The organism is Cupriavidus sp. 86D6, from assembly GCF_057815095.1.
Genome location: NZ_JBYPSB010000033.1, coordinates 1 through 5479 on the forward strand (window position 1 = coordinate 1; position 5479 = coordinate 5479).

Sequence of the window (5479 nt, forward strand, 5' to 3'; positions counted from 1 at the left end):
GGGCTTGGGGGTTCTGGGTATAAGAGCCTGGCGATGACCTACTTTCACACGGGTAGTCCGCACTATCATCGGCGCAAAGTCGTTTCACGGTCCTGTTCGGGATGGGAAGGGGTGGTTCCAACTCGCTATGGTCACCAGGCATGAGGGGTTGCCGCGCTGACATGCATCAGCGCAGCGAATCTGGGGTGTAGTAAGGGGGTTGTGTTGTATGCCTGTGGCACACGCGGACTCTGGTCTAACCAGGTCAAACACACTGGTTATAGGATCAAGCCTTACGGGCAATTAGTACTGGTTAGCTTAACGCATTACTGCGCTTCCACACCCAGCCTATCAACGTCCTGGTCTCGAACGACCCTTCAAGGAGGTCAAGCCTCCAGGGAATCCTCATCTTCAGGCGAGTTTCCCGCTTAGATGCTTTCAGCGGTTATCTCTTCCGTACATAGCTACCCTGCGATGCCTCTGGCGAGACAACAGGTACACCAGCGGTACGTCCACTCCGGTCCTCTCGTACTAGGAGCAGCCCCCGTCAAGATTCCAACGCCCACGGCAGATAGGGACCAAACTGTCTCACGACGTTTTAAACCCAGCTCACGTACCTCTTTAAATGGCGAACAGCCATACCCTTGGGACCGGCTACAGCCCCAGGATGAGATGAGCCGACATCGAGGTGCCAAACACCGCCGTCGATATGAACTCTTGGGCGGTATCAGCCTGTTATCCCCAGAGTACCTTTTATCCGTTGAGCGATGGCCCTTCCATTCAGAACCACCGGATCACTATGTCCTGCTTTCGCACCTGCTCGACTTGTCGGTCTCGCAGTTAAGCACGCTTTTGCCATTGCACTTTAGGTACGATGTCCGACCGTACCAAGCGTACCTTCGAACTCCTCCGTTACACTTTGGGAGGAGACCGCCCCAGTCAAACTGCCTACCATGCACTGTCCCCGACCCGGATTCACGGGCCAAGGTTAGAACCTCAAACAAACCAGGGTGGTATTTCAAGGACGGCTCCACGTGAACTGGCGTCCACGCTTCAAAGCCTCCCACCTATCCTACACAGATCGGTTCAAAGTCCAATGCAAAGCTACAGTAAAGGTTCATGGGGTCTTTCCGTCTAGCCGCGGGGAGATTGCATCATCACAAACACTTCAACTTCGCTGAGTCTCGGGAGGAGACAGTGTGGCCATCGTTACGCCATTCGTGCAGGTCGGAACTTACCCGACAAGGAATTTCGCTACCTTAGGACCGTTATAGTTACGGCCGCCGTTTACCGGGACTTCAATCAAGAGCTTGCACCCCATCATTTAATCTTCCGGCACCGGGCAGGCGTCACACCCTATACGTCCACTTTCGTGTTTGCAGAGTGCTGTGTTTTTATTAAACAGTCGCAGCCACCATTTTATTGCAACCCCTTCACCCTTCTGGCGCAGGCCAGTCAAGCTACCAGGGCGTACCTTATCCCGAAGTTACGGTACCAATTTGCCGAGTTCCTTCTCCCGAGTTCTCTCAAGCGCCTTAGAATACTCATCTCGCCCACCTGTGTCGGTTTGCGGTACGGTCTCGTATGACTGAAGCTTAGAGGCTTTTCTTGGAACCACTTCCGATTGCTTCGCAGCACTAGGCCGCTCGCCCCACATCCTTGAATTCCGCGCCCGGATTTGCCTAAGCGCCTTCTCCAATGCAGGGACCGGGACTTCCAACACCCGGACAACCTTCCGCGATCCGTCCCCCCATCGCATCATACGACGGTGCAGGAATATTAACCTGCTTCCCATCAGCTACGCATCTCTGCCTCGCCTTAGGGGCCGACTCACCCTACGCCGATGAACGTTGCGTAGGAAACCTTGGGCTTACGGCGAGGGGGCCTTTCACCCCCTTTATCGCTACTCATGTCAGCATTCGCACTTCTGATACCTCCAGCATCCTTTACAAGACACCTTCACAGGCTTACAGAACGCTCTCCTACCACGCACATTGCTGTGCGTCCGCAGCTTCGGTATATAGCTTAGCCCCGTTACATCTTCCGCGCAGGACGACTCGATCAGTGAGCTATTACGCTTTCTTTAAAGGGTGGCTGCTTCTAAGCCAACCTCCTGACTGTTTTAGCCTTCCCACTTCGTTTCCCACTTAGCTATATTTGGGGACCTTAGCTGGCGGTCTGGGTTGTTTCCCTCTTGACACCGGACGTTAGCACCCGATGTCTGTCTCCCGTGATTGCACTCTTCGGTATTCGGAGTTTGCTATGGCGGGGTAATCAGCAATAGACCCCCCAACCATGACAGTGCTCTACCCCCGAAGGTGAGACACGAGGCACTACCTAAATAGTTTTCGGAGAGAACCAGCTATTTCCAGATTTGTTTAGCCTTTCACCCCTATCCACAGCTCATCCCCTAACTTTTCAACGTTAGTGGGTTCGGTCCTCCAGTACGTGTTACCGCACCTTCAACCTGGCCATGGATAGATCATCTGGTTTCGGGTCTACACCCAGCGACTCAACGCCCTGTTCGGACTCGCTTTCGCTACGCCTTCCCTAACCGGTTAAGCTTGCCACTGAATGTAAGTCGCTGACCCATTATACAAAAGGTACGCCGTCACCCGTTGCCAGGCTCCGACTGTTTGTATGCATGCGGTTTCAGGATCTATTTCACTCCCCTCCCGGGGTTCTTTTCGCCTTTCCCTCACGGTACTGGTTCACTATCGGTCGATCACGAGTATTTAGCCTTGGAGGATGGTCCCCCCATCTTCAGACAGGATTTCACGTGTCCCGCCCTACTTGTCGCACACCTAGTTCCACAAATCTGTTTTCGCATACAGGGCTATCACCTGCTATGGCCGGGCTTTCCATCCCGTTTTGCTAACAGTTCTGCTAAAGAGTGCAAGGCTCTTCCCATTTCGTTCGCCACTACTCTGGGAATCTCGGTTGATTTCTGTTCCTGCAGCTACTTAGATGTTTCAGTTCGCCGCGTTCGCTTCCCTTGCCTATGTATTCAGCAAGGGATGACCCATTCGGGCCGGGTTTCCCCATTCGGACATCTCCGGATCAAAGCTTGTTTGCCAGCTCCCCGAAGCTTTTCGCAGGCTACCGCGTCCTTCATCGCCTGTGATCGCCAAGGCATCCACCACATGCACTTGTTCGCTTGACCCTATAACGAGTGTGTCTAACGTCTCCGTTATCCACGCTGGCTACAGGTCTGAGTTCTCGCGTTTGTGCCGTATTCCAAGTCATCTTTCGATCACTTAAATACATTTTGGTTGATACAATCACAACCCGGTATCGCGTTTGTACTGCAGCGTCTCATCAACGCTTCGCGACACCTTTACTACATCCCATATTGTTAAAGAACAGCCGACTTATCGTCGCTTGGCAATGCCAAATGAAAGCACTCAGCACTGAATGCTTTCATTTGACTACCAACCAGGTCGTCTCGTTACCCCGATCCTCGATCAAGGTAAGTGGTGGAGGATGACGGGATCGAACCGACGACCCCCTGCTTGCAAAGCAGGTGCTCTCCCAGCTGAGCTAATCCCCCGCGTAGATAACTTGGTGGGTCTGGTAGGACTTGAACCTACGACCCCCGCCTTATCAAGACGGTGCTCTAACCACCTGAGCTACAGACCCTTGGCTGTAACAGCAAACAAACCGATAAGTGTGAACGCTTGACTTGTGAACACAAGCCTCTGGAAAGGAGGTGATCCAGCCGCACCTTCCGATACGGCTACCTTGTTACGACTTCACCCCAGTCATGAACCCTGCCGTGGTAATCGCCCTCCTTGCGGTTAGGCTAACTACTTCTGGCAAAACCCACTCCCATGGTGTGACGGGCGGTGTGTACAAGACCCGGGAACGTATTCACCGCGGCATGCTGATCCGCGATTACTAGCGATTCCAGCTTCACGTAGTCGAGTTGCAGACTACGATCCGGACTACGATGCGTTTTCTGGGATTAGCTCCCCCTCGCGGGTTGGCAACCCTCTGTACGCACCATTGTATGACGTGTGAAGCCCTACCCATAAGGGCCATGAGGACTTGACGTCATCCCCACCTTCCTCCGGTTTGTCACCGGCAGTCTCTCTAGAGTGCCCTTGCGTAGCAACTAAAGATAAGGGTTGCGCTCGTTGCGGGACTTAACCCAACATCTCACGACACGAGCTGACGACAGCCATGCAGCACCTGTGTCCACTTTCCCTTTCGGGCACCTGATGCATCTCTGCTTCGTTAGTGGCATGTCAAGGGTAGGTAAGGTTTTTCGCGTTGCATCGAATTAATCCACATCATCCACCGCTTGTGCGGGTCCCCGTCAATTCCTTTGAGTTTTAATCTTGCGACCGTACTCCCCAGGCGGTCAACTTCACGCGTTAGCTACGTTACTGAAGAAATGAATCCCCAACAACTAGTTGACATCGTTTAGGGCGTGGACTACCAGGGTATCTAATCCTGTTTGCTCCCCACGCTTTCGTGCATGAGCGTCAGTGACGTCCCAGGGGGCTGCCTTCGCCATCGGTATTCCTCCACATCTCTACGCATTTCACTGCTACACGTGGAATTCTACCCCCCTCTGACATACTCTAGCCTTGCAGTCACAAGCGCAATTCCCAAGTTGAGCTCGGGGATTTCACGCCTGTCTTACAAAACCGCCTGCGCACGCTTTACGCCCAGTAATTCCGATTAACGCTCGCACCCTACGTATTACCGCGGCTGCTGGCACGTAGTTAGCCGGTGCTTATTCTTCCGGTACCGTCATCCGCCCCAGGTATTAACCAGAGCGTTTTCTTTCCGGACAAAAGTGCTTTACAACCCGAAGGCCTTCTTCACACACGCGGCATTGCTGGATCAGGGTTGCCCCCATTGTCCAAAATTCCCCACTGCTGCCTCCCGTAGGAGTCTGGGCCGTGTCTCAGTCCCAGTGTGGCTGATCGTCCTCTCAGACCAGCTACTGATCGTCGCCTTGGTGGGCCTTTACCCCACCAACTAGCTAATCAGACATCGGCCGCTCCTGCTGCGCGAGGCCTTACGGTCCCCCGCTTTCACCCTCAGGTCGTATGCGGTATTAGCTAATCTTTCGACTAGTTATCCCCCACAACAGGGTACGTTCCGATGTATTACTCACCCGTTCGCCACTCGCCGCCAGACCGAAGTCCGCGCTGCCGTTCGACTTGCATGTGTAAGGCATGCCGCCAGCGTTCAATCTGAGCCAGGATCAAACTCTTCAGTTCAATCTCTGTGTGGTGCCGAAGCACCTCGCTCTTTCGAGCGGTCGCTCACTCTCAGAAAACTGACTGGTTCACGTCTCGCGACGCAAACCAACATGTTTTACTGTGCGAGCACTGATAACTTTTGAAGCATCACGAAGCCGAAGCTCCGTGGCGTTCGCCATCAAGCGCCCACACTTATCGGTTGTTTGTTTGTTAAAGAACCCGAGCGACCGGCTTTGCCGTTCGCTGTCGCTGCGTCTTTCGTCGCAGCGGAGAAACGAGATTAT

General features: G+C 53.6%; 2 tRNA genes, 3 rRNA genes and 1 pseudogene. All 6 read right to left on the reverse strand.

The window, feature by feature from the left end:
- Nucleotides 1-25: 25 nt before the first annotated feature.
- Nucleotides 26-139 (reverse strand): 5S ribosomal RNA (rrf, locus tag AC3G88_RS29245).
- Nucleotides 140-261: 122 nt separating this feature from the next.
- Nucleotides 262-3142 (reverse strand): 23S ribosomal RNA (locus AC3G88_RS29250).
- 311 nt (nucleotides 3143-3453) lie between these two features.
- Nucleotides 3454-3529, reverse strand: a tRNA-Ala gene (locus tag AC3G88_RS29255).
- Between the two features lie 12 nt (nucleotides 3530-3541).
- Nucleotides 3542-3618: transfer RNA gene (locus AC3G88_RS29260), tRNA-Ile, on the reverse strand.
- 63 nt (nucleotides 3619-3681) lie between these two features.
- Nucleotides 3682-5213 (reverse strand): 16S ribosomal RNA (locus tag AC3G88_RS29265).
- The 16S, 23S and 5S rRNA genes sit together here with 2 tRNA genes alongside, the layout of an rRNA operon.
- 68 nt (nucleotides 5214-5281) lie before the next feature.
- A pseudogene (locus tag AC3G88_RS29270) lies at nucleotides 5282-5479 on the reverse strand (hypothetical protein); the annotation flags it as partial.